Annotated in this window: 24 protein-coding genes and 1 pseudogene; 17 read left to right on the plus strand and 8 right to left on the minus strand. The window is 70.2% G+C overall.

The window, feature by feature from the left end:
• The first annotated feature begins 123 nt into the window (after positions 1-123).
• Genes G6039_RS15935 through G6039_RS15945 form a run of 3 tightly spaced genes read left to right on the plus strand, consistent with a single transcriptional unit; the run spans position 124 to position 2,529 of the window.
• Positions 124-1,275, plus strand: a complete 1,152-nt coding sequence (locus G6039_RS15935) for an acyl-CoA dehydrogenase family protein (RefSeq protein ID WP_006941441.1) — start codon at positions 124-126, stop codon at positions 1,273-1,275.
• Between the two features lie 19 nt (positions 1,276-1,294).
• Positions 1,295-2,059 carry a GntR family transcriptional regulator gene (locus G6039_RS15940; protein ID WP_029546198.1) on the plus strand — a complete coding sequence of 255 codons (765 nt, stop codon included), beginning with the start codon at positions 1,295-1,297 and terminating at the stop codon, positions 2,057-2,059.
• Between the two features lie 17 nt (positions 2,060-2,076).
• Entirely contained in the window at positions 2,077-2,529 is a 453-nt protein-coding gene (locus G6039_RS15945; protein ID WP_043802723.1) for a MaoC family dehydratase, read from the plus strand.
• On the opposite strand, the gene G6039_RS15950 is transcribed toward G6039_RS15945, so the two are convergent.
• Positions 2,457-3,152: a pyridoxamine 5'-phosphate oxidase family protein gene (locus G6039_RS15950; RefSeq protein ID WP_043802719.1), complete on the minus strand. Its 696-nt coding sequence runs from the start codon at positions 3,150-3,152 to the stop codon at positions 2,457-2,459. The two genes, G6039_RS15945 and G6039_RS15950, sit on opposite strands and share 73 nt — an antisense overlap.
• Positions 3,153-3,171: 19 nt before the next feature.
• Between G6039_RS15950 and pdxR the strand changes: the two genes are divergently transcribed.
• On the plus strand, positions 3,172-4,674 hold the full coding sequence (gene pdxR, locus G6039_RS15955; protein WP_206531093.1) for a MocR-like pyridoxine biosynthesis transcription factor PdxR: 1,503 nt from the start codon (positions 3,172-3,174) through the stop codon (positions 4,672-4,674).
• Between the two features lie 32 nt (positions 4,675-4,706).
• On the opposite strand, the gene G6039_RS15960 is transcribed toward pdxR, so the two are convergent.
• The gene (locus tag G6039_RS15960; protein WP_043802717.1) at positions 4,707-5,777 is read right to left on the minus strand and encodes an alanine racemase; all 1,071 of its coding nucleotides are present in this window, start codon (positions 5,775-5,777) and stop codon (positions 4,707-4,709) included.
• Positions 5,778-5,894: 117 nt separating this feature from the next.
• Between G6039_RS15960 and G6039_RS15965 the strand changes: the two genes are divergently transcribed.
• The 5 genes from G6039_RS15965 (at position 5,895) to G6039_RS15985 (ending at position 10,282) form a co-directional block, all read left to right on the plus strand.
• Positions 5,895-7,700 (plus strand): N-acyl-D-amino-acid deacylase family protein, encoded by a 1,806-nt coding sequence (locus G6039_RS15965; protein ID WP_029546190.1) that lies wholly within the window; start codon positions 5,895-5,897, stop codon positions 7,698-7,700.
• Positions 7,697-8,329, plus strand: coding sequence for a TetR/AcrR family transcriptional regulator (locus G6039_RS15970; protein WP_006941449.1), 633 nt, complete (start codon positions 7,697-7,699; stop codon positions 8,327-8,329). Before G6039_RS15965 ends, G6039_RS15970 begins: the two co-directional genes overlap by 4 nt.
• A gap of 20 nt (positions 8,330-8,349) precedes the next feature.
• Positions 8,350-9,228 carry an alpha/beta fold hydrolase gene (locus tag G6039_RS15975; RefSeq protein WP_043802714.1) on the plus strand — a complete coding sequence of 293 codons (879 nt, stop codon included), beginning with the start codon at positions 8,350-8,352 and terminating at the stop codon, positions 9,226-9,228.
• Between the two features lie 14 nt (positions 9,229-9,242).
• The gene (locus tag G6039_RS15980) at positions 9,243-9,698 is read left to right on the plus strand and encodes a nitroreductase/quinone reductase family protein (RefSeq protein ID WP_231772428.1); all 456 of its coding nucleotides are present in this window, start codon (positions 9,243-9,245) and stop codon (positions 9,696-9,698) included.
• A gap of 86 nt (positions 9,699-9,784) precedes the next feature.
• Positions 9,785-10,282 (plus strand): GNAT family N-acetyltransferase, encoded by a 498-nt coding sequence (locus G6039_RS15985; RefSeq protein WP_231385953.1) that lies wholly within the window; start codon positions 9,785-9,787, stop codon positions 10,280-10,282.
• A 141-nt stretch (positions 10,283-10,423) separates the two neighbouring features.
• Here the strand turns inward: G6039_RS15985 and G6039_RS31270 are convergent, their stop codons facing one another.
• The 4 genes from G6039_RS31270 to G6039_RS16010 form a co-directional block, all read right to left on the minus strand.
• On the minus strand, positions 10,424-11,410 hold the full coding sequence (locus G6039_RS31270) for a monooxygenase family protein (RefSeq protein WP_308936529.1): 987 nt from the start codon (positions 11,408-11,410) through the stop codon (positions 10,424-10,426).
• A gap of 235 nt (positions 11,411-11,645) precedes the next feature.
• The gene (locus G6039_RS16000) at positions 11,646-12,275 is read right to left on the minus strand and encodes an antibiotic biosynthesis monooxygenase (RefSeq protein WP_006941464.1); all 630 of its coding nucleotides are present in this window, start codon (positions 12,273-12,275) and stop codon (positions 11,646-11,648) included.
• Positions 12,276-12,696: 421 nt separating this feature from the next.
• Entirely contained in the window at positions 12,697-14,379 is a 1,683-nt protein-coding gene (locus tag G6039_RS16005; RefSeq protein ID WP_043802819.1) for a PHA/PHB synthase family protein, read from the minus strand.
• A gap of 88 nt (positions 14,380-14,467) precedes the next feature.
• The gene (locus G6039_RS16010; RefSeq protein WP_043802711.1) at positions 14,468-14,692 is read right to left on the minus strand and encodes a hypothetical protein; all 225 of its coding nucleotides are present in this window, start codon (positions 14,690-14,692) and stop codon (positions 14,468-14,470) included.
• Positions 14,693-15,342: 650 nt separating this feature from the next.
• Here G6039_RS16010 and G6039_RS16015 point away from each other — a divergent pair.
• The 4 genes from G6039_RS16015 to G6039_RS30280 all read left to right on the plus strand — a co-directional run bounded on the left by G6039_RS16015 (position 15,343) and on the right by G6039_RS30280 (position 18,646).
• The gene (locus tag G6039_RS16015) at positions 15,343-16,065 is read left to right on the plus strand and encodes a GNAT family N-acetyltransferase (RefSeq protein WP_043802706.1); all 723 of its coding nucleotides are present in this window, start codon (positions 15,343-15,345) and stop codon (positions 16,063-16,065) included.
• Positions 16,066-16,274: 209 nt separating this feature from the next.
• Positions 16,275-17,075: an extensin family protein gene (locus G6039_RS16020; protein ID WP_235194122.1), complete on the plus strand. Its 801-nt coding sequence runs from the start codon at positions 16,275-16,277 to the stop codon at positions 17,073-17,075.
• Between the two features lie 443 nt (positions 17,076-17,518).
• Entirely contained in the window at positions 17,519-18,217 is a 699-nt protein-coding gene (locus tag G6039_RS16025) for a UPF0158 family protein (protein WP_152103870.1), read from the plus strand.
• A gap of 258 nt (positions 18,218-18,475) precedes the next feature.
• The gene (locus tag G6039_RS30280) at positions 18,476-18,646 is read left to right on the plus strand and encodes a hypothetical protein (protein ID WP_174824758.1); all 171 of its coding nucleotides are present in this window, start codon (positions 18,476-18,478) and stop codon (positions 18,644-18,646) included.
• A 627-nt stretch (positions 18,647-19,273) separates the two neighbouring features.
• Here the strand turns inward: G6039_RS30280 and G6039_RS16035 are convergent.
• Entirely contained in the window at positions 19,274-20,149 is an 876-nt protein-coding gene (locus tag G6039_RS16035) for a hypothetical protein (RefSeq protein ID WP_006941478.1), read from the minus strand.
• 326 nt (positions 20,150-20,475) lie between these two features.
• Between G6039_RS16035 and G6039_RS16040 the strand changes: the two genes are divergently transcribed.
• Positions 20,476-20,757 carry a hypothetical protein gene (locus G6039_RS16040; RefSeq protein WP_146034368.1) on the plus strand — a complete coding sequence of 94 codons (282 nt, stop codon included), beginning with the start codon at positions 20,476-20,478 and terminating at the stop codon, positions 20,755-20,757.
• A 188-nt stretch (positions 20,758-20,945) separates the two neighbouring features.
• Positions 20,946-21,348, plus strand: a pseudogene (locus G6039_RS30650) (dihydrofolate reductase family protein); the annotation flags it as partial.
• Positions 21,349-21,516: 168 nt separating this feature from the next.
• On the opposite strand, the gene G6039_RS16045 reads toward G6039_RS30650, so the two are convergent.
• Positions 21,517-21,915: a DUF5313 family protein gene (locus tag G6039_RS16045; protein ID WP_029546168.1), complete on the minus strand. Its 399-nt coding sequence runs from the start codon at positions 21,913-21,915 to the stop codon at positions 21,517-21,519.
• A 146-nt stretch (positions 21,916-22,061) separates the two neighbouring features.
• On the opposite strand from G6039_RS16045, the gene G6039_RS16050 reads away from it, so the two are divergent.
• Positions 22,062-23,288, plus strand: coding sequence for an acyl-CoA dehydrogenase family protein (locus tag G6039_RS16050; RefSeq protein ID WP_029546166.1), 1,227 nt, complete (start codon positions 22,062-22,064; stop codon positions 23,286-23,288).
• Positions 23,289-23,379: 91 nt separating this feature from the next.
• The gene (locus G6039_RS16055; protein ID WP_043802701.1) at positions 23,380-24,357 is read left to right on the plus strand and encodes an alpha/beta hydrolase; all 978 of its coding nucleotides are present in this window, start codon (positions 23,380-23,382) and stop codon (positions 24,355-24,357) included.
• Positions 24,358-24,359: the final 2 nt, after the last annotated feature.

The raw sequence follows: 24,359 nt of genomic DNA on the forward strand, positions 1-24,359 counted from the left end.
ACATAGGCCGTTCAGGGGGTGTCTCGCGCCCAGAGGTATTGACATCGCGAGGGCGTGAGGCCAAAAATGGCCGTACAAATGACGGGTGGGATCGCAGGTCCCGTGTCGATTCGAGGATTTTCCGTGAGCTACCTGAGCGACGAAGAGACCTTCCTGGTCAAGACGGTGCGCGAGTTCATCGACCGGGAGGTCAAGCCGTCGGTGCAGGAGGTCGAGCACGCAAACGAGTACCCCGAGAAGTGGATCGAGCAGATGAAGCAGATCGGGATCTACGGGCTGGCGGTGCCGGAGGAGTACGGCGGGATGCCGGTGTCGATGCCGTGCTACGCGCAGGTCACCGAGGAACTCGCCCGCGGCTGGATGTCGCTGGCCGGCGCGATGGGCGGGCACACCGTCGTCGCCAAGCTGCTGTCGCTGTTCGGCACCGAGGAGCAGAAGCGCACGTACCTGCCCCGCCTGGCCACCGGCGAGGTGCGGGCGACGATGGCGCTGACCGAGCCCGGCGGCGGCTCGGACCTGCAGGCGATGACCACCACCGCCCGCCGGGACGGCGACGACCTGGTCATCAACGGCGCCAAGACGTGGATCACCAACGCCCGCCGCGCCGGGCTGATCGCGCTGCTGTGCAAGACCGACCCGGCCGCCACCCCGCGGCACAAGGGCATCTCCATCGTCCTGGTCGAGCACGGGCCCGGCCTGACCGTCTCGCGGGATCTGCCCAAGCTCGGCTACAAGGGCGTCGAGAGCTGTGAGCTGAGCTTCGACGGCTACCGTGCCCCGGCGACGGCGATCCTCGGCGGTGAGCCCGGCCGGGGCTTCGCGCAGATGATGAAGGGTCTCGAGACCGGCCGCATCCAGGTCGCGTGCCGCGCCCTCGGTGTCGCAGCGGCCGCGCTCGAGGACTCCCTCGCCTACGCGCAGCAGCGCGAGAGCTTCGGGCAGCCGATCTGGAAGCACCAGTCGATCGGCAACTACCTGGCGGAGATGGCCACCAAGCTCACCGCGGCGCGGCAGCTGACCCGCTACGCGGCGGAGAAGTTCGACAGCGGCGAGCGGTGCGACATGGAGGCCGGCATGGCCAAGCTGTACTGCTCGGAGATCGCGATGGAGATCGCGCTGAACGCGGTGCGCATCCACGGCGGCTACGGCTACTCCACCGAGTACGACGTCGAACGCTACTTCCGCGACGCCCCGCTGATGATCGTCGGCGAGGGCACCAACGAGATCCAGAAGGGCGTCATCGCGTCCCAACTGGTGGCCCGCGGCGGCCTGTGACCAGCCGTCACTAGGATTCATGGTCGTCATGGGCGAACGCGACACGGAACCGGCGTACGCGCAGCTGTCGCGACGGCTGCGCGAGGCCGTCGACGCCGGTGAGTACCGCGGCGGCGTCCGCCTGCCCACCGAGGCCGAACTCGCGCAGCGTTACGGGCTGAGCCGGCAGACGGTGCGGCGCGCGTTCCAGGACCTCGTCGCCGACGGCGTCGTCTACCGGGTGCCCGGCCGCGGCACGTTCGCCAACGAGGACGGGCGGCGCTACCGGCGCCAGCTCGGCTCCATCGAGGACCTGCTCGACCTCGCCGCCGACACCACGATGGAGATCGTCGCGCCGCTGCGCCGCGGCGTGCACATCGAGGCCGCGAGCCGGCTGCGCCTGGACACCGATCTGGTGCACGCGGTGGTGCTGCGCCGCGTGCACGACGGGATCCCGTTCGCGCTGACCACCGTGTACCTGCCCGATCACGTGGCCGCGCACGTGCAGGGCGCCCCGGAGCTCGCGGCCGGGGCGTCGAGCCGGAACACGGTGATGGGCCTGCTCGAGCCGTACCTCGAGCACCCCATCGTCGAGGCGGCCCAGACGATCACCGTCGCGCGGGCCACGGAAGAGGTTGCGCGCGAGCTGAACTGCGGGCCCGGACATCCGCTGCTGCGGGTGGACCGGCTGTACTCGAACGATGCGGGCGAACCGACCGAGCTGTCCGTCAGCTACTTCCTGCCCGAGCACTACACGTATCGCGTCACCCTCCGCCGCGCCGGGCACCGGCCACTGCGGCCCTGACACAGGAGAAATGGAACATGCGGACCTTCAACGGAATCGACGAGATCGAGGCGGCCGTCGGCGAGGACCTCGGCCACAGCGACTGGCTCGAGATCACCCAGAAACGGGTGAATCAGTTCGCCGATGCCACGGGCGACCATCAGTGGATCCACGTCGACCCCGAGCGGGCGAAGTCCGGGCCCTTCGGCCGGACCATCGCCCACGGCTACCTCACCCTCTCGCTGCTGCCCGTCCTCGGCTCGCAGATCTTCGCCATCGAGGGCCTGAAGATGAAGATCAACTACGGCGCCAACAAGGTTCGCTTCCCGTCGCCCGTCCCGGTGGGTTCGAAGGTGCGGGCGACCGCGAAGTTCGCGTCCCTCGAGCGCACCGCCAAGGGCGCGAACCTTACCGTCACCTACACCGTCGAGGCCGAAGGCGCCGAGAAGCCGGCGCTGGTCGCGGAAACCATCGTCGTGCTCGTCGCGTAGCGGTCCACCAGCCTGCGGACGGACGCGGGTACAGGCACGTCGTCCGCGACCCACGGCGCGGCGACCGGCCGGCCCGCGACCGTCCGCAACGGGACCACGCCCGCCCAGGAGCCGTCGCTCATGTCGGGCGCGGACGGGGGTGCGTCGCGGATCTTGACCGTCCACTGCCCCGGCCGGATGGGCAGCGCCAGGGTGGCCGTGGCCGCCAGTTCCTTCCTGGTGTGTGCCCGGGTTTCGGCGCTGCGCCCCGGTATCAGGCCGTCCGACAGGACGTCCAGTGCGCCGGCGGACTCCTCTGCGGACAGGACGGTGACTTCGCCTCGGACCACTGCGGATCGGAAGTTCGCGGACGAGTGGAACAGGTCCTGCGCCACGACGACGCCGTCGAGGATCGACACGCACACGGCCACCGGCGCCCCGGACGTCCCCAGGCGCAGCGCGCCCGCTCCGGTGGAGCCGTGCAGGAGAAGCCGGTCGCCGTCGCGCGCGTAGAGCATCGGTACGACCCACGGCAGGCCGTCGACGACGGTGGTGAACGTGCACGTGACCGCCGCGTCCAGTACCGCGTCGAGGTCGGCCCGCCGGGTCCGGGCCCGTTCGGGATAGCGCCTGATGTTGTCCATGCAGGCGAGCCTCGTCGATATGCGGACCGATGAACAGATCCACAAGACCCGCCGAATCCAGGACCAGTATTGTCGTGCCGTGCCCCGCGTCGCGCCCGTCGTCCATCTGACCTTCGAGCTGCCCGACACCGGCGCCCCCTTGCGGCAGCGTCTCGCCGAGGCCGTCGTCGACCGGATCCGGTGCGGTCACATCCGGGTCGGCGATCTCCTGCCGTCGACCCGCACGCTGGCCGCGGAGCTCGGGGTGTCCCGCGGCTGCGTGGTCGAGGCGTACGACGAGCTGTGCGCCTCGGGCTTCGCTGTGGCCCGGGCGGGCTCGGGTACGCGCATCGCGGCCGGCGCGGACGTGGCGGCCCGGGCGCACGCCGCATCACACCCGGTCGTGGCCGCCGCGCCGCCGTCGGAGCCGGACCGGGCTCGTCGCGCGCCCGTACTGGACCTGCGGCCGGGCATTCCGGACCCGGCGCTGGTCTCGGACGCGGAGTGGCGCCGGGCCTGGCGTGCGGCCGCCGCGGCACCACGCACCCTCGGCGTCGCCGATCCGGATGCGCATCCGGAGCTGCGCCGGGCGTTGGCCGATCACCTCCGGCGGACGCGGGGCCTCGCCTGCGGCCCGGACGAGATCGTCGTGCTGCCGGGCGTCGCCGCCGCGATCCGGGTGCTCGCGATCGCCGCGACGCTGCGGGACCGCGACGTCGCGTTCGAGGACCCGGGATACGGCCGTGCGCGACGGGCGCTCGTCGGCGAGGGCGCCCGGCCGCGGCCGATCCCGGTGGGGGAGGACGGTCTGGATCCCGACCTGGTGCGGGAGACCGACGCCGCGGTGTACTGCACACCCGCTCATCAGTATCCGATGGGGGCGCGCATGCCGGTGTCCCGTCGGGCACGGCTCGTCGCCCGTGCCGCCGAGACCGGGACTGTCGTCGTCGAGGACGACTACGACGGCGAGTTCCGATACGACGTGTCCGCACTCCCGGCGCTGCGCAGCATCGACGGCGGGCGCGAGTGCGTCGCCTACGTGGGGACCGCCTCGAAGATCCTGTCGCCGGATCTGCGGCTCGCGTGGCTGATACCGCCGGTCCCGCTGCGTTCGCGGATCGCGGCAGCCGTGACCGAGAGCGGGGAGGTGGCGTGTTCGGTCACCGCGTCCGCGCTGGCCCGGCTGATCGAGTCGGGGGCGCTGTCGCGGCATCTGGCGCGTGCGTCCCGCACGTACCGCGCCCGGCGGTCCGCGTTCGTCGGTGCGCTACGCGATCTCGAGCGGTTCGGCGTGTCGGTGACCGGTATCGAAGCGGGTTTGCATGTGGTGCTGCGTTTTCCGGAGGACGTCGACGACGTGGCGGTCGCCGCCGCAGCACGACGGCTCGGGGTGGAGAGCGCGCCGCTCAGCACGTACAGCGCGGCCCCCGGCGGTCCGCGCGGACTCGTGTGCGGGTACGCGCGGTTGCCGGAATCCCGGGCGGTGGACGCGGCCGACGCGATCGGGGCGGCCCTGCGCGGTGTGTCCTTCGGGCTGTCCTAGCCGCCCAAAGGACGCACCGGCGGCGGAGCCGCCTACGTGTTGCAGCCGCGGGCGGCGACGGGCCACCGGTCGACGACCGTGTCCCCGGCGACGACGATCAGGTCGTCGGCGAGATTGACCGTGGTGCACACGTGATTGGGGATCACCCGGACCCGGGTGCCGAGCGCGGGGCGATCGGCGGCGTCCGGCCACTGCACGCTGGCGTGGTGCTCGGACAGCGCGACGATCCGCGCGTCCGGTGCGCCCAGGATGCGGCCGTAGCCCGTCGCCCAGGCGGCGCGATCGGCGCCGAGCACCTTGCTGCCGGCGTCGAGCACCACCGTGTCGTCACGCGCCGACACCACCGTCGACAGCGCCGTCAGCGCGATCGCGTCCGCACCGGCCGTGCCCAGCTCGACCTGCTGCGCGTCGCCGAAGACGTACACGCCCGGCCGCAGCTCGGTGGCAGCCGGCACGTCGAGGTGCGCGGTGGGGGTCGAGCCGCCGCTGACCACGCTCGCGTCGTGTCCGGTGGCCGCCACCGCCGCCACCGCCCGGCTCAGTGCCGTCGCCTCGTCCGCCGCCGCGGCGGCCGGCCGACCGGGCCCGTAGGAGTGCCCCGGGAACGTGAACACGCCGCGCACCTCGAGCCCGACCGAGGCGGCCGCGACGGCGACCGACCCGGCCCGCTCCGGGGCGACCCCGGTGCGGTGGTGACCGCTGTCGACCTCGACGAGCACGTGCAGGCCCGGTCGGGCGTGCTCGGCGAGTGCCCGCGCGCCCTCGGCCGAGTCCACCCCGACGGTCAGGCGGACCTCCGCGGCGAGCGCACGCAGCCGGGCCCCGCGCGCGGCGTCCGTCCACAGGGGATACGCGATGAACAGGTCGCGGAAACCGACATCGGCGAAGACCTCGGCCTCGGAGACCGTCGCGACGGTCAGCCCGACGGCGCCGGCGGCGATCTGGCGACGGGCGATCTCGACGCACTTGTGCGTCTTGGCATGCGGGCGCAGGGTCACGCCACGAATGCGTGCCGCGTCGGCCATCCGCGCGATGTTTCGGTCGAGGACGTCACGGTCGACGAGCAGAGCGGGGGTGGCGGGGACGGCCGGGAACGCGGGCATGGCCGCACTCTATTCGTGGCCCCGACCGGTCCGGCGCCTGCCCGGCGAGTTACCGAAAATAGAGAGCGGTCGTCCTCTTTCTCGCTATGCTCGGTGCATCGACGTGAGGGAGGTCACATGGACACGACACCGGCGCCCGCCGAGTTCGACCTGGTTGTCCGCGGAGGTCTGTGGTTCGACGGCACCGGCGCACCCGGCGTCGTCCGCGACCTCGGTATCCGGGACGGCGTGGTGGCGGCGGCGAGCGCCGAACCGCTGCCCATCGGGCCGGACACCGAGGTGATCGAGGCGGAAGGCCGGTGGGTGATGCCCGGCTTCGTGGACCCCCACACCCACTACGACGCCGAGGTGCTCGTCTCGCCCGGCCTGCCCGAGTCGGTGCGGCATGGCGTCACCACCGTCCTCATGGGCAACTGCTCGCTCTCGACGGTGTTCGTGCCGCCGCTCGACGCCGCGGACCTGTTCAGCCGGGTCGAGGCGCTGCCCCGCGAACACGTGCTCGCCGCGCTCGAGCAGGGCAGGACCTGGTCGTCGCCCCGGGAATACGTCGCCGCGCTCGACGCCCTGCCGCTCGGCCCGAACGTCGCCGCGTTCATCGGGCATTCCGACGTCCGGGCCGCCGTCCTGGGGCTCGGCCGCTCCACCGATCCCGCCAGCGCTCCGAGCCGTGCCGAACTCGCCGCGATCGAGGCCGGTATCGAGGACGCCCTCGACGCCGGATTCCTCGGCGTGTCCACCATGACGAATCCCTGGGACAAACTCGACGGCGATCGCTACCGCTCCCGCACGCTGCCCTCGACCCACGCCTCGTGGTCCGAGTTCCGCCGGATACACCGCATCCTGCGCCGCCGCGGCCGCGTCCTGCAGGCCGTGCCGAACCTCAACACCAAGTACGACGTGGCGTTCTTCGCCCTCGCCACCACCGGCCTGGGCCGCAAGCCGATGAAGGCCGCCGTGCTCGCCGCCGCCGACACCAAGGCCGAACGCTGGGTGCACCGCATCTTCGCTCCGATCGCCTTCGCCGCCAACCGGATCGGCCGCGGCGCCTTCCGCTGGCAGCACCTGCCCACCACGTTCGAGGTGTACTCCGACGGGATCGACCTCGTGGTGTTCGAGGAGTTCGGCTCGGGGCGGGCCGCCCTGCACCTGAAGGAGGAGGTCGCCCGCAACGAGCTGCTGCGCGACGAGGCGTACCGCCGCTGGTTCCGGCAGGACTTCGACAAGAAGTTCTCGCCGCGCGTGTGGCACCGCGACTTCGACGACACCACCATCGTGGAGTGCCCCGACGCGTCGCTCGTCGGCCGCTCCATCGGCGACGTGGCGCGCGAACGCGGTGTGCACCCGGTGGACACCTTCCTGGACCTCGTCGTCGAACACGGACGGAAGTTCCGCTGGCACACGGTGATCGCGAACGATCGGCCGGAGGTGGCCAACCGGCTCCTGCGGCAGCCCGGCGTGACCGTCGGCTTCTCCGACGCCGGCGCGCACCTGCGCAACATGGCGTTCTACAACTACGGCATCTGCATGCTGCGCCGCATCCACGAGTACGCCGGGCGCGGAAAGCCCGTCATGCCGCTGGAATCGGCGATCCACAAGCTCACCGGTGAACTCGGCGACTTCTACGGCATCGACGCCGGGCACCTGCGCATCGGCGACCGCGCCGACCTCGTGGTGGTCGACCCGGCCGGTCTGAACGAGGACACCGACGCCTACCACGAGGCGCCCATGCCCGAGTTCGGCGGACTGAGCCGCATGGTCAACCGCAACGACGCCGCCGTCACCGCGACCGCGGTGGCCGGGCGCGTGGTGTTCCGTGCGGGCGAGTTCGTGCCCGGCTACGGCGCCACCGTCGGCACCGGGCGCTTCCTGCGCGCGGGCGTCGACGCGCGTGGACCCGTGCCGGCGCGGAGCGGCACCCGATGACGGAAGCGCCGGAGCGAGAACGACACCCGGTCGCGGGGCGGCGCACCCAGCAGCAGCGCCGCACGGCCACGATCGAGCGGATCCTCGACGCGACCGTCGAGGCCCTCGGTGAACTCGGCTACACCGCCACCACCATCGGGGAGGTGTGCCGCCGCTCCGGGGTGTCCTCCGGTGGGGTGTTCCGGCACTTCCCGGCCCGGCTCGATCTGATGGTCGCCGCCGCCGACGCCGTCCGCGAGCGGCAGTTCGCGAACTTCCGGCTCGGGCTCGAACAACTCGGTGGGCCCGGCGACAGCCCCGAGTCGGTCCGCGAGTGCCTGCGGCTGCTGCGGGCCGCGTGCCGCGCCCCGATCAACGCCGCCTGGTACGAACTGCTCGGCGCGGCGCGCACCGATCCCGCGCTGCGCGCCCGTCTCGCTCCGATGGCGCAGCGGTACCACGCCCAGATCGCCGAGTTCGGCCGCACCCTGCCGATCGCCTCCCGGTTCGAACCGGCGGAATTCGACACGCTGCTGTTCACGATCGTGCACCTGCTGGACGGGGAGGCCGTCGCCGCGGTGGTCCACCCGCAGCCCGAGCAGGAGGAGCCGCGTCTCGCTCTGGTGGCCCAGCTGGTGACCGGAAGGTGAGAGCGAAGTAGGTTCGGGTAATGAGCATCGACAACGAATCGGCGCCGAAGTGGTTCGTCGAGGCACTTGCCGCGCCGGTGGAGACCGGCAACGTCGAGGTCGACGGCGTCTCGATCGCCTACCGCGCGTGGGGTGAGGAGGGCTGTCCCGGCATCGTGCTGGTGCACGGCGGGATGGCGCACTCGCGCTGGTGGGATCACGTCGCACCCCAGCTCGCCGAGGGCCGGCGCGTCGTCGCGCTGGACATGAGCGGGCACGGGGACAGCGGCCACCGCGACGGCTACTCCCTCGAACTGTGGGCCGCGGAGGTGCTCGCGGTGGCGCAGGCCGGCGGGATCGCCGGGCCCCCGGTGCTGGTCGGCCACAGCATGGGCGGGATCGTCTCCTTCGCGGCCTCCCATCTGTACGGCGACCGGCTGGACGGGGTGGTGATTCTCGACTCCCCGATCCGGGACCTGACGCCCGAGGAGATCGAGATGCGGGCGCAGGCCGCGCGGGAGCGCAGTGGCACGAAGGTGTATCCGACGGCGGAGGAGGCGATGGCGCGGTTCCGGCTGGTCCCGCCCCAGGAGACCGCCGAGCCGTACGTGCTCGAGCACATCGCGCGGCAGTCCATGCGGCAGGTGCCCGGGGGGTGGAGCTGGAAGTTCGACGCCCTGCGGATGACCAAGGACCGGCGCACCAGCCTCGAGAGCTTCGAGGCGAAGTGCCGCATCGCCTACTTCCGCTCGGAGAACGGCATCGTCGGTCCCAACCTGCTGGCCCGGATGCGGCCCCAGTTCGGTCCGGACGCGCTGGTGACGGATCTGCCGGTCGCGGGACATCACCCGGTCATCGACCAGCCGCTGGCGGTGGTCACCGCCGTGCGCACGGTCCTGGCGGCCTGGTCGCCGGCGTGAATCCGATCCGGCCGGTGGCGGTGAAACTGGGGAGCCAGCCGTGGCTGCCGCGGTTCGGCAAGCAGATCGTCACCGTCGACCACACCATCCAGCGGGTCACGTTCGGCCGCGTCACCCTGCTCACCCTGGCCGGCCTGCCGGAGCTCGTCCTCACGGTCCGCGGCCGCAAGAGCGGGGTCGAGCGGAGCACGCCGCTGCTGGGCGTTCCGCACGACGACGCCTGGCTCGTCGCCGGCTCGAACTGGGGGATGCCGGAGCTGCCCGGCTGGGCCCGCAATCTCGACGCCGCCGACGAGGCCCGGGTCACCTACCGCGGCCGCGAGACCGTGGTGGTACCGCGACGCTCGGAGGGCAGCGAGCGGGCGATCCACTGGGAGGTGCTGGTGGAGGTGTGGCCCAACTACGAGGTGTACGCCCGGCGCACCGAGCGGGAGATCCCGATCTACGTCCTCGCGCCGTACGAGGACTGACAGGGCTCGCCGAATCGGTCAGGGTCGGCATCGGCCCTCCGACGAGCCCTGCGTGCGGTATCTGCCCGCATTGCTAGTCTCGAACCGTGCGGGAGGCTTCGGAGTTCCACGTGCGGGCGCCCGGACCGGCCGACGCCGATGCGATCGCTCGGGTGCTGATCGTCACCTGGCGCGCCACGTACGGGCACCTTCTCCCGAGTTCCTTCTTCGACGACGACGCGCTCGAACAGCGGACGGCCATGTGGCGCTCCATGCTGAACGGGCCGCGGCGGCCGCCGCGACTACGCGTTGCAGAGGCTCACGGGGAGATTGTCGGGTTCGCTTCTGCAGGCATACCGATAGACGACGAGGACCCCGTCCGAGATCTTCAGCTCTACACCCTCTATCTCCTGCCCGAACACCACGGGAGTGGTGCGGGGCAGGCACTTCTCGACGCGGTTCTGGCCGGGGACCGTGCGCAACTCTGGGTCGCCGAGGACAATCCCCGCGCGCACAGCTTCTATCGCCGCAACGGCTTCCTGCCCGACGGAGCGGAGAAGAACTACCCTGGCACGGCTCTCGTCGAAGTCAGACTCGTCCGATAACCGGCACCCTGTGACAACCACCGCGAGCGACGGGTATCCCTGTCTGCAGCGCCGGGGCCGGGCGGAACCGCAGTCGGGGCCCGGCGGCGGCTACTTTCCCGGACCGGTCGCCGCGCCCACTCGGAACACCCGGGAGCAAGGTCAGCGCGTCTCCGGTTCGTCGGCGTAGTAGTCGCTCTCCAAGACCACGGGCGCGACCGTTGCCGGCGTCGTGTCGCCCGCGCGCCGTCGTGCGGAGAACATCGCTCCGAGGGCCGGCACGTGTGGGGCAACCCGCGCGAGACCGGTCGGCTCGGCCATGTCGTCGTAGATCGCCTCGACGCCGCCGCGCATGAAGTAGGTCTCGTGCCAGAACCCGGTGCCGCCGGAGTCGCGCAGGAACGTGCGCCACCAGAGCCGATGCGGGTCGGAGCGGGTCCAGCGTTCCAGACTGTCCAGGTCGCGCCAGTATTGCCGCATCCCGGCGTGGGGCGGAAGCAGGGACCAGATGAAGTCCTCGTGCAGCAGCAGCCCGTCGGGCTTGTCCTTCCACGATCGGTTGATCTGCGGTCCGAGCCCCAGCATCCGCAGCAAGCCGCGAGGACGATTCACGCGCATTCCGAGGTAGACGACGACCAGGTCCGGGTAGCCGGACAGGTCGATGGTCGAACGGTCGACACGCATGACACGGTCCTTCGTCGGCAGGTGGCCGTCGGCCTTCGTTTCGAGCAGGCCCTTGAGGTTCTCCAGGTTCACGGCAAATTCCCGTCGGAGGCCGGCAACAACCAGCGGGTCACCGAGCTTGAAGAGGCCCCTCTGCTCCATCCGCATGCGGCACGTCACCCGGGTCCCGTCGGCCGTCGTGTCGGTCAGATACGCCGCCTCGAAACTGCTCGGTCCCGAAGCCCCGGTGAAGGTGATCTTCGTGTTCGGCTCGTAGTGGACGTACTCGTTGGTCAGCTCGAGCTTGCGTCCCATGAATCTACGGACAGCGACATGCCTGGTACCTACTCCCGGCGGTCCGTCGGTGATCCGGCGTACTTCCAGCAATCCGTCTTGCCATCGGGGAGCGTTGGTCTGGTCCGCGACAAAGGTGAACACTTCGCCGATCGGGCGCGCGATGACAATGCTGTCCTCGACTTCGATCATGGCGGCCTCCTATCCGGCCTCGCACCGCCGCGCCCCCACCGGGTGTGAGTGATGGTGACCGGTCTCCGGTCCCTGAATCTACGTCTTCGGACACGGCATTCATGTCTTCGGACACGGTTTCGGTGCGTAGACCGCTCCCCCTTGCTCGAGCACATATTCGATCTTCGAATGACGGCCGGTCGCTGCGGCAGCCGGCGCAACCGGCCGGGGTCGTCCTTCTCGAAAGTTGATCAGCTCACGCCATCTCGGGGACGTGCAGGTGCGCGATGGCGAGCTCGAACTCGCAGGTATCGAGCACCTCGGCGCCCGCCGCGCGAGCCACTTCGGCCCGGATGCTGTCGACGCGTTCTCTGCTGCGTTCCATCGCCTCGGCGCTGTCGAACGTCAGCGACGACACCCCGCGACCCGCGGCGCGGTCGAGCATCAGGCTGGCGCTGCAGAAGCCCTCGAGTTCCTCCATCTGGGGCAGTGCGGCCATCTTCCACATGTCCACGCCGCGGTCCATGTGGGCCGGCTCGGTCTTGACCCAGGTGACGCGGCACCAGGCCCCGCGCTCGGAATGGTGGTCGCGATGCATGACAGCGATCTCCCACCGCGAGACCTCCGTGGTGCCGTGGAAGATCTCGGCGGCGGCGTCACGCAGCGTCCGCACCGGGCCCTCGCTGGCGCGTAGCGATTCCTCGTCCCGCCACGAACTGGTCGCGATGCACCGGCCCGAGCCGCGATCGATCAGCAGGGACATTCCGAGGCAGCCCTCGATGTCCGCCAGCGCGGGCATCACGGTGTCGCGTACGTGCTTGATCCCGGCATCGATGTACGACGGATGCGCGTGAATTGTGGTGGAGCGTGCGAACATGATCGGCACCCTTCTCCTCAGGGCGGCGCCGACGCGGCGTCGCCGGTCATTCCCCCGTGCTTCACCCTGCTCCCTCAATCCGCCGGAGGCAATGGGCGGTGACCGATTCTCTCCGCGGCCAGGAGCGGTCGCAGTCGTCGCGGGCTCGCGGGGTCTCGTGTTTTCCGAGGTGCATGCCCTCGGTGTCCACAGCAGAATGCTGCGCCGGTGTTGTGTCACCACGCCGTCGGGTGCGTCTGCGCGTTGTCCGACGGGTACGGGAGGCGCCCGTTCCATGGGTCGATGCAACGATCGGAAGGCGTTGCAAACCCGAGACGTCTCCAAGGTGCCGGAGAGCGGGTCTCCAGCAGGAGTAGAGCGGTCGTCACTACCGCTGTGGTGGGACACCCGTCCGGGTCCGGGTCCGGACGGGTCGCCGGGGGACGGGCGGTCAGCCGGCGGGCAGGTCGCGCACGTACCGGCCGGGAGCGGCGTCGAGCGCGGGATGCTGCGCACTGCCGGGTGCGTCCGGCGCGGCGGTTTCCTCCCCGCCGCGGGCGAGCACCCAGTCGGCCCAGGCCTGCCACCAGCTGCCCTGCTGCCGCTCGGCGTTCTCGAGCCAGGCATCCGGGTCCGGGCCGGGTGTGCCCCCGGTCCAGTAGTGTGCCTTCGGATTGCCCGGCGGGTTGACCAGGCTGGCGATGTGCCCGGAGAAGCTGAGCGCGAATTCTGTTTCTCCACCGAGCAATTGGGTGGTGCGGTAGCAGTTGCGCCACGCGGTCAGATGGTCGGCGACGGCGCCCGAGACGAACGTGGGCACGGTGATCGACTTCAGGTCGACGGGCGTGCCCAGCACGGCGAGCCGGCCGGGCTCGACGAGCACGTTGTCACGGAAGATGTCGAGGAACTGACCGTGCAGGGCGCCGGGCAGGTTGGTGCCGTCGTCGTTCCAGGCGAGGATGTCGAAGGCCGGTGGGGTGCGACCCATGAGGTAGTTGTTGACGACGTAGTTGAACACCAGGTCGTTCGGGCGCATCCAGGTGAACGCGGACCCCATGTCGCGGGCGCTGATGATGCCCTTGCGGCGGGACCGGCCCTTGGCGAACCGGATCAGGCCGGGCCGGGCGAACGCGCCGAGCAGTGCCGGATCGCCGAAGTCCAGCATCGTCACCGCATAGGCCATGCTGTGCACTCGGGTGTCGCCCTGCGCGGCAAGGTGATTGAGCACCGTGGTGGCGATGATCCCGCCGGCGCAGAAACCGATCAGGTTCACGTCGTCGCTGCCGGTGATCTCCCGCACCTCGTCGATCGCCCGGATCACCCGGCCCGCGTACGTGTCGAAGTCCCAGTCGCCCTGCTCGGCGGTGGGATTGCGCCACGACAGCAGGAAGGTCTGCAGGCCCCGGCTCACGCTGTACTCGACGAAGCTGCGTCCCGGCCGCAGGTCCAGGAAGTAGTACCGGCCGATCGGCGGGGGCACCACGAGCACCGGCCGGCGGCGGACCGTCTCCGTGGTCGGGGTGTACTGCAGCACCTCGGCGACCTCGTCGCGGGAGATCACCGCACCCGGGGTCACCGCAAGGTCCTTCCCGACGGTGAAGGCGCCGCGCTGGACCATCGACGGCATGCCCCGGTTCTCGATCAGATCGGAGACGAAGTGCTTGGTGCCGCGTGCGAGGCTCAGTCCGGCGGTGTCGAACGCCTCCTTCAGCGCCGCAGGGTTGGTCCACAGGTAGTTCGTCGGGGCCAGGGCCGCGGTGAGGATGTCGGCGGCGAACCTGGCCTCGGCCGTGCGTCGCGGGCCGATCGCGCGACCGACCTCGTCGACGACTCCGTCGACGGCCTCGGTTGCCGCCAGGTAGGTCTGCCCGAGCCGGCGGTAGGCGGGGTTCGCACTCCACGCCGAGTCGGCGAACCGGCGGTCTCCCTTTGCCGGAGCCACCGTCGACCGGCCGACGGCGATCTTCGCCAGTTCCCTGCCGAACGACACGCCGTGCCGGGCCACCGCCCGACCGTGACCGAACACGTCGGCCAGGGCGCCGACGGCCGGCCCGAGCCTCGGTGGCGCGACGTCCTCGCCACCCCCGATCGACTCCTCGACGCTCTCACCGATCACGGTTCGTGCCTGGACCATCATGCGCCTCCCTTCGACTCCTGGATTGTCTCACCGAATTGATGCTGTGACGTCCAACAGTATCGAATTACATTAGGCGGTAAGACATTCAGGCGGTATGTATCCATCTCGGCATGACGCGGCCGCTCAGGGGCCGGCGCCGGCGAACCGGGACGAGCGTCCAGTTCCACGCCCGCGAGCCGGAGGTGACGGTCGAGACCGCCGCGGACGAGTTCGCTCGGGTGGCGGACACCGCGCCCCCTGCGGCCCTGAGGCCGCAGCCCAGGCTCGTCGGCTCGACCAGGTCCCGGAGATGGTCGTCGATGCCGTGCATCTGCTCGAGGATGTTCCGTCGAGGAGATCGAGGTGGTGCTCGATTACGACCTGAGGCTACCGCCGTCCCGTCGCTGTCCTGACAGCCGAGTCCGGCAGCCGCGTTTCGGCCCAGCCGTGGTTTCCGGCGAGGGTCCGCTCCGTGAGACGCCCGGCTCGGGTCTCGAGCAGATTCCTCGGAAACGCGGGCGAAGCCCTACCGCCAGGGGCACACTCGAGACAGGACTCCGTCTTCCCCGGTCCGGACCGGGGAAGAGGGTTGAGGGCAGGCCGTCGTCCGTGAGGAGCAGCACCCTGTTCGGGTAAGACCACACCGTCAACTACGCCACGTGCTTGTGAGCCCGCGGGAGGAGCCGGGACGCGCGTCGCCCTCCTCGTGGCGGCGCGATCGCTCGGGTTCCGCCATCTCACGGCCCGGACCACCCCAGTTGCGGCGCAGAAGACTCCGCGCCCAGTGATCGGCGCAATGCTGTCCGGCCTTGCGTCGGAGATTCGGCGGCCGTATCGAGAGATGCGACGTCGAGAAATGACCACGGCATGCCCGGCCTGACCTGACCGCAGAAGGGGAACCGGTTCGTGTACCGACCGACGTTGCGTCGCCGTCGCCCGCGGTGCCGTGCCCGACCGGCGCCTTCTCCACGGCCCGGTCCGTTGACCGCGAACGATCTCGTCCTGCGAGGCACCACTGCCGCCGATCTCGACGCCACAGCGCAACTGCACATCGAGCAGCTGCCTGTCGGGTTCTTCCCCGCTCTGGGGCCGCGTTTCATGCGTCGCTGGCACAGGACATTCCTCGACTCACCGCATGCAGTGGCGTTCGTCGCGGAGCGTCGGTGCGACTCCGGCGAGGACGTGTGCGCCTTCCTGTTCGGATCGACCGACGAATCGGCACACATGCGGGCAGTGCTGGCCGACCGCCGCTGCATGCTGGCCCTGGCCTCGACCGCAGCCTTGTCGCTGCTGCATCACCCACCACTGGCGGTGCGGTTCCTGCGCACACGGGCGGGGCCGTGGACCCGACGCCTTCTTCGCACGATCACCTCACGGCCTGCCGCGCACTCGGCCCAGATCGATCCCGTGCCGGTAGCTCTGCTGGCCGCGGTCGCCGTCCGGCCGCCGCTGCGGGGTAGCGGCGTCGGTGCGTGCCTGGTCGAGCTGTTTCTCACCCGTGCGCACGAGCGGGGCGCTGCAACAGCCGAGCTGCTCACCAGCGCCGGCCCGGACGGCGCCGGCGCGTTCTACGAACACCTGGGATGGAGCCCGGTGCGAGAACACCTCACCCGCGACGGCGTCGCCGTACGCAGCTATCGCCACCCCGTCGTGCCTCCGGCCCGCCCCGACAGTTTCTGCGACCGGTGCGGGACAGATCCCTGATGAATCTGACCCGGCGTCAGCTGTTGACGTTGCTGACCGCGGGCTCGGCCGCCGCAGTGGCATCGTGCGCCGTCGAGTCGACCCCGTCCGAACCTGCGCACCCGGCAACCACGCCGACACCGCAGCAACCTCACCCTGGTCCCGGAGCCGGCCCACTTCGTTCTCCGTTGTCCGCCGACGCGAGTCGCTGGCGGCCGGCCCCAGGCGAAGTGTCCCCGGAGATCAAGCGCACCGCGGCGGCGTTTCTGGAAACCGCCGGCAACTGGAGCGACGACGGGACGGCCGTCGACAACCTCGTCCGGGCCGGCGCGTCACCGGCGGCGGCAGCGACCGCGTCCGTCCTCCAACCGTCCACCGCCCGCGCCGGGGAACTGACCGTGGTCTATCCGCAGTACGGCGGGCTGGCCCGCGACACCGCGGCGGTGATCGCCTTGGTCGGTCAGAACCTGCGCACCGTCTCGGGGCCCTGGATCCGAGAACTCGTCGTGGACGTGCGGCTGGCCCGAGAACCCGGCGGCAACTGGACCGTCGAGCGACTCGTCCCACCGACCTCGCTGGGTTCGCCGCTGCCGTTGACCGACACGGCCGCAGCGGTGCTCGCCGACCCGAAGATCGTCCTGCCGGACCCCGCCCGGAGCGACGTCCGCACCGGCAGGATCGACACCCAGCTGCTGGCGATACTTCACGCACTGTCCCGGGAGTTCACCCTGACGATCCAGGTGATGCATACCGGCCATATCCAGACGGTGTTTCCGACCGCGCGGGTGTCCAACCACGCCGTCGGACGAGCCGTGGACATCCGCGAGATCGACGGTCGGCCGGTGGTCGCCCCGGCCGGTGACGATCGACCGCTTCGGCTGATGCGGCGAGCCGCCGAGTTGGGGGCCACCGAGGTCGGTGGACCTGTCGACCTCAACGGAGTACGCAAGGGCTTCTTCTCCGACCGCGTCCACCACGATCACATCCACCTCGGTATCACCCCCGGCGACCCGCCGGCGCACCTGCGGTAGGGTGCTCGTCCCTGCAGGAGCTGCACCAGGTCACCGCATCGGGCATCCACAACAGCGGCTTCTGCTTTGCCCGCAGATGGTGGTAGGTCGGACCGTCGTTCCATCGCCGAAGCACGCCAGGCGCGCACCCGGGTCGAAGCAGCCGCTCGCGCGCAGGAGCAGGCTGCGCGGGCGGCGGTGGTGCATCTGCGCCGCCCTGGGCTGTCGGTGCGGGATATCGCAGTGATCCTCGGTGTCAGTCCGCAACGGGATTCGCAGCTCGACCGTGAGGCGGTCCGAAAAGCGAGTTTCTCGCTTTCATGTCGGTGCGAGGGAGCCATGGGCCGTATGGTCCTGGGCGCTCGTCGTATCGGACGGTGCGGCTGTCGCCAGCGGCAGGGAGGTGGTCGACCGGAAGGCCGAAACGATGCCGGTCGGGCCGGAGCGATTATCGTCGGCACTCGATGGACACCGTCTGGGACGAACACGCGGTGCGGGCGCTGCGTGCCGCTCTGCACACGAGTACCGACACGGTCCTCGATCTGGTGCGGGGACGACCCGCCGATGCGGTCTTGCAGTTGATCGGAGACGCGCTCGTCGCGGCCGTCGACGATCGGCTGCCCGGAGCGCGGGAGGTGGCCGCCCGGTGCGCCGCGGCGCTGCACGTGCGTGGCTGGACCGGAGACGCGGAGCTCGCCGACCAGCTCGAGGCCGCACTGGCCCGGGCCACTCCGATGCTCCGGCCACTGGCGGTCGATCTCGACGAGCTGTCCTCGCTGCTCGAAGGCGATGTCGTCTACGGCGGCGGCCGTCTCGACCTCGAGACCGGGCACACGTGGCCGGCCATGGTCATCGACGAGATGTCCGACGACGACGCGGACGGCGACCCCGACCGCTGGTTGTTCGTCGAGTGCGTCGGATCGCGCCCCGGTTACCGCGACATGGAGGTGTTCCTCGACTCGGTGGCCGATCCCGCCCTGGCCGAGCAGCTGCGCATCGCGCTCGGCGGACGAGGCGCTTTCCGCCGCTTCAAGGACGTGCTCTCGCAGTCGCCCAACGAGTTTCACCGGTATCGGCTGTTCTCGGACGAACGCAGAGCTGGTCGCGCCCGCCCATGGCTCACAGACCAGGGGTATCGGGTACGTCCCCGCCATATCGGATAGGTACCGGGCTCGCGGAGCACGAGACGGGCCCGGAGTCGAGTCCTCTGACAGCGTGCTCGTCGGCGATCTGCGTCATTTCCTCGAGCTGCCGGACGAGGCTCCCGGCCCGGCGCGCCGTCTCGCCGAGCAGTTGGGTGCGCCGGTGCGGGCCGCCGCCGCCGGGAATCGGGGTCCGCTGGGTCAGTGCGCTGCCGTGCCGAGGAGCCCGGTGCACCACCTCCGGATCCCGGACGAGGTGGCCACGACACTGTGGAGCTCATGCTGCTCGATACCGACTGCGAACGGGCCGTCTTCCGCGCGTACGTCCGCGGCATCACGACGCGCCACCCGACGATCGTCGAACGACGCGCCCCCTGGCGCGCCGACGTCGGACCGGGATGGACCCGGCCTGCCCGTCGCGCGGCTTCGGTATACGGCGACACCGGATAAAGTGTTTGACTGCAGAGCATTACAGCACTTTTCCTATCGTCCTTCTGGGGCCGGTTGAGCGTAACCCGGAAAACGCCCACCACCGTTCGTCCGGGCCGGCGGCCGAGCTCAACCACACCGGCACGCCCCCGCGCCGTCGGCGGCGTGCACGGGTAAGCGCTGTTCATCCGGAAGAGAACCGATTTGCGTTCCATCTCAACGGGTTTGGTGTATCGCCCGGATGTGGTCGGTCAGTGCACCTCACGGACGTTCACCGAGGCACGGACCGAATCGGGCATCGCCGGCTCGATCGGTGGCGTCAAGGACGCCCTCGACAACGCGATGAGGGAACCGACCGTAGGGCTCTACAAGATCGAATTGATCCACCGGGACCGATTGTGGTCCGTGCGGACGCAAGCGGAGAAGTGGAGACGGAAACCGCGGAGCGGGTGCGCTGGTCAACGCGGACCGGCTGCATTCGTCGATCGGATACCGCTCGCCGATCGACTACGAGACACGCTCTCGCGAACCCCGTCCCACCGCCGCCTCAGGCCTCGAGGTGGCCTGAACGAGGTCTCCACTCGATCCAGGCCGGTTCATCGTGCCGTCGGCAGCTACTTCTCGCGGGCCCGAGTGCGACGGGCTACCTCAGGCGCCGGCGCTCGGCCCGCGGAGGTATCTGCCGAGGTAACTCTCGTCGAGGGCGAGTGCTTTGGTGATCGTCGCGGCACCCACGATCACCATCGACAGCGCGAACAGCCAGCTGATCGAGGTGAACACCACCCCCAGGGGACCGAACTTCGTCTCTGCTGTGGCTGTAAGCTTCGGCAGCACGATCCGACCTGCGGCACGGACCACCGTGAGGCCTGACGCGGTGAGCATCCCGGTGGCCCACAGCACGCGACCGGACAACGCGCCCCTGGTGAGCAGATACGGGCACACGGTCCACACGACCGCCCACACCGCCAGTTCGCCGAGGATCGCCAGCGACCTGCCGACGAAGTGCGGACCGGACACCTGCCGTATCACGCCGATCAGCGCAGCCGACGCAGCGACCAAGAGGAGGACCACCAGCCACCGCCAGGCATCGCGGGCGCTGATCGGCGGCACGTTCCAGATCTTTGCGTAGATCCGTGCCAGGGTCCGGGTGAATGATGTGCCGCTGATGGCGACCAGCAGCAATCCGAGGACACCGAATGCCGCGAAGGTCGGGTCGGTGGCGTCGTATTCGCTGGTCCAGGCCGACAGGTCGGTCGAGTCGATACCGAGTTGTTCCTCGATTGCGTGGGTGGCCAGATCCCAGTCACTGAAGATCGAGGCGGCTATGATCAGCGGCAGTACCGAGGTGAAGATCTTGGCTGCGAGGCTCATCGATCGGTCGGCGAGCTCGATGTCGATGAGTCCGTCGATGACACGCCGGACCGTCCGTCCCGGTGGTGTTCCCTGCAACCAGCCGTTCGCGGATTCGGTACGCGCGGCGAGGGCTTCTCGGCCCAGGGCGACTGACAGTTTGGTTGGACGCACAGAGTCGACTCAACTCCACGATCAGGCGTTTGTCACCGCATCACCCGGCTCGGACTCCGGGATCCGAAACCGGGGTGGTGTGAGGGCGGTGTGCCACCTCCCGCGGTCGAATCGACGTCCACCCAGGGGCGATCTCGGGCGCCTGCATCCCCCGGACCGCCGACCCGGTCCCGCCGGCCGGCGACCCCGTCTCGTCGCGGCGGCAGTCTGCGACACCGGGCACGTCACCGACGGTGATCTCCTTGTTCCAGGCGTGACGCCGTGGGCCTGCGGGGCGGATAATGGCGGCGGGTGATCGGTGCTGGGCCGAGTCGAGGGCGGTCGGCATGCAGTGGCAGCAGCGTTGGGCGGTCGAGGGTGTACAGACCGGGGTTCTCATCGTGCGGTCTCTGGTCGCGGAGGCGCTCGAGGAGGTCCCCGCGGGAGTCGCACTGCGCGATGTTGCGCTGACCGACGATCTTCGGTGCCGCTACGAGCGTGCCCGCCGGTTGTTGGCCCGTGCGGTGGCCGAGGCGCGGGCGCTCGGTGTGGTGGTGGCCCCGGTAGCCGAACTCGACCCGGACCGGCTTTTTCGGACGCTGCGACCGGATGAGTCGGGGACGAATTAGAGCACCCGCCGGTCGGCCGGAGCCGACGGCGGCGCCCGTGCCGAGCCGGGCGGCGAGCAGCGCACCCGTGGGGACCACCGGCGCCGGAAGGACGCCGAGGGCTGGTCTTCCCTAGCGCATCCCGGTCACCGTGGAGCGGTGGTCCGTCGGTGGCATCCGGGCGGCCGGACTTCTGGAGTCCGACGGCGATGAGTTCGGCCGTGGTTTCAGTCTGTATCCACACCCGATCACCCGCTCTCGAGGAGAGCATCAGGACCGCTACCTCCACCTTCGACGTCTTTTCCAGCCCGGACGGCTACGGCTCCCACCGCGGCAACCGGGGCAAGCAGGGCCCCGCGCTGCTCGACCACCGCCTCGCCCTGTACGACGCGGAGCGGGCGGATGGTCCTCGGAGCCACTACCTATCGGCAATTCGTGCGACTGCCGGCCTCGAGGACCGAGGAGTCCGGCGCGAACGACTCATGGGTCACCCGGATGAGGAGCATGCCGCACGGTGTGTCGACCATACTGGAAGGGGCCCTCGACGGGCCGAACGCGACCGTCGTGAGCGGTGACGCCGTCGACGTCGTCGCGCGGCTCGAGGAGGAGACGATCGGTGCCGTCTTCTGCCGTTGGTGGAGGCGATCGGCACGCCGCTGCCGTATCAGCTGTGAGAAACCGGATCTCGGGCTGAAAGGCCACACCGACGGCTGGTCGTCCTGTGGTGAAGCTTCCTCGGACCCACCTCTGCAACGTCAACTCGGCAGAGATGACTGCGCCTTACCCCCGCGTCCGCAGGTCGGCGCGCATCGTGGAGTGGAGCCGCTCGTAGGCGGCCTTCTCGGCGTCGCGCTCCCGGACGCGCCGGGGATTCTCGAGGTCTCCCGGCAGGCCGTTGCGCTCGAGCCGGCGCCGGCGGTTCTGCGCCATGTAAGCGGCGGAGAAGAACAGCGCGAGGGCGACGCCGAGCCCCATCGTCGACAGGCGCAGCCACACCGGGCCGGGCAGGAGCAGGAACGCGGCGTACAGCGGGAGGAACGGGACCTGGCTGCGGATCATGTGGCGGGCGACGGCGTGGTCGCCGATCAGGTCGTTGCGCACCCACTCGCGCATCGAGGCGGGCAGGGGGCGGCCGACGGCGTAGGCGAGCCACTGGAACGGGCCGGGACGGGTGCGCATCTCTCGGGCCTTTCGTGCGGGGGCGACACCAGGAGTCTACGCAAATAGATCGTGCATTAACTAATCGTAGGCTAAATATGCCCGATGTCACTGCCGGTTCCGTGGATCCGTATACGTACACGAGAACGTGTTCTATATTTCGAGGCATGTACGAGTGGTCCGACACCGATCTCATGTTCCGTGACGCGCTGCGCGGATTCATCGACAAGGAGATCCGCCCCCACGTGGATCGGCTCGAGAGCGGTGAGCTGCCGCCCTACGACATCATCCGCAGACTGTTCGCCGCCTTCGGCATCGACGAGCTGGCCCGCGACGGCCTCAACAAGGCCCTCGCCCGGGAGGAGGCCGGCGAGGCGTCGACTGCCAAGCCGGGCGGCGGCATGGGCTCCGGCGGTATGGCGGCCCTGCTCAACAGCGAGATCGCCGGGGTCAGCCTCGGGCTCGTCGCTTCGATGGGCGTCAGCCTCGGCCTCACCGCGGGCACCATCCGCAGCCGCGGCACGCTCGCCCAGAAGAAGCGGTGGCTGCCCGAGCTGGTGACCTTCGAGAAGGTCGGCGCCTGGGCCATCACCGAACCCGACTCCGGGTCGGACGCCTTCGGTGGAATGAAGTCCACCGTCCGGCGCGACGGCGACGACTACATCCTCAACGGGCAGAAGACCTTCATCACCAACGGTCCCTACGCCGACGTCCTCATCGTGTACGCCAAGCTCGACGAGGGCGACCCGAGCATCGACCGCCGGGACCGCAAGGTGCTCGCATTCGTGCTCGAGAAGGGCATGGAGGGACTGACCCAGAGCCCGCCGTTCAAGAAGATGGGGATGAACTCCTCGCCCACCGGCGAGCTGTTCTTCGACAACGTCCGCATCACCCGCGACCGGCTGCTCGGCGAGACCGAGGAGGGTGGCCGCAGCGACGGCAAGGAGAGCGCGCGCGAATCCTTCGCCGCCGAGCGGATCGGCATCGCCTACCTGGCCCTCGGCATCATCGAGGAATGTCTGCGCCTGTGCAAGGACTACGCCCGCACCCGCAAGCTGTGGGGAGCGGAGATCTCCCGGTTCCAGCTGATCCAGCTCAAGCTCGCCGAGATGGAGATCGCCCGCATCAACGTCCGCAACATGGTGTTCAGCGCCATCGAACGCACGGAGGCCGGCAAGCCCGTCGGCCTGGCCGAGGCCTCGGCCATGAAGCTGTACTCCTCGCGCGCGGCCACCGACGTGGCGATGGAGGCGGTGCAGCTCTTCGGCGGCAACGGCTACATGGCCGAGTACCGCGTCGAGCAGCTCGCGCGGGACGCGAAATCGCTGATGATCTACGCGGGCAGCAACGAGATCCAGGTGACGCACATCGCCAAGGGCCTGCTCGCCGAGTGACCGGGACCCCGGGCCGGGCCGCGCGGTCCGGGGTCCCGGTACCCGGGACCGGTATCTGCACCTGCGCTGCAGATTCCACTATCGTGTCGCCATGACCGAGATCATGCCAGTCTCGACCGACGTCGATCCCGAACTGGCCGACGCGGTGACGACCCTCCCCGACCTCGATCTCGCCGACGTGGACGGAGGCCGTCGCACCCTCGACTCGATCGTTGCGGCCGCCGGCCCCGCCGACACCACCGGTGTCACCGTCGAGGAGTGGCTCGTCCCCGGCGCGCCCGGCGGCCCCGAGGTGCCCGTGCGGATCCACACGCCCGACATGTGTCCCGACGGCAACCCCGCGGGCCGGCCCGTCGTTCTCGAAATCCACGGCGGAGGATTCGTCCTCGGCAGCGCCGCCCACAGCGAAGCCTTCGCCGCCGCCGTCGCCCGCGCGACCGGTGCCGTCGTCATCTCCGTCGACTACCGGCTCGCCCCCGAGCACCCCTATCCCGCTGCCGCCGACGACTGTTACGCGGTCCTCGAGTGGATCGCTTCCGGCGCAGCATGTCTCGACATCGATCCGGACCGCGTCGTCGTCCTCGGCGATTCCGCGGGCGGCGCCCTCGCTGCGACCGTCGCGCTGCGGGCCCGGGACGAGGGCGGCCCGCGCATTGCGCTGCAGGCCCTGCTCGAACCCGCCCTCGACGACCGGCTCGAGACCGCCTCCATGCGCGGCGGCGGCGCCACCGCCGTGTGGGACAACCGCAAGGCCGCCCAGAGCTGGCGGCACTACCTCGGCGGGCAGGAGCCCACCGAGCAGTCCGTGCCCGCGCGCCGGGCCGACCTGACCGGACTGCCGCCCACCTACCTCACCGTCAACGAACTCGACCCGCTCCGCGACGAGGGGCTCGTCTACGCCCAGCGTCTCCTGCAGGCCGGGGTACGCGTCGAACTGCACTGCTGGCCGGGCGTATTCCACGGATTCACCCTCGTCCGAGGGGCCGGCGCCACGCGTCGCGCCGCTCGCTCGCTGTACGACGCGATCGTCCGGGCCACCGCCCGCACCCCCGTCCTCGACCACGACTGACC

It is taken from the genome of Rhodococcus aetherivorans, assembly GCF_011058165.1.
Taxonomy (GTDB): domain Bacteria; phylum Actinomycetota; class Actinomycetes; order Mycobacteriales; family Mycobacteriaceae; genus Rhodococcus; species Rhodococcus aetherivorans.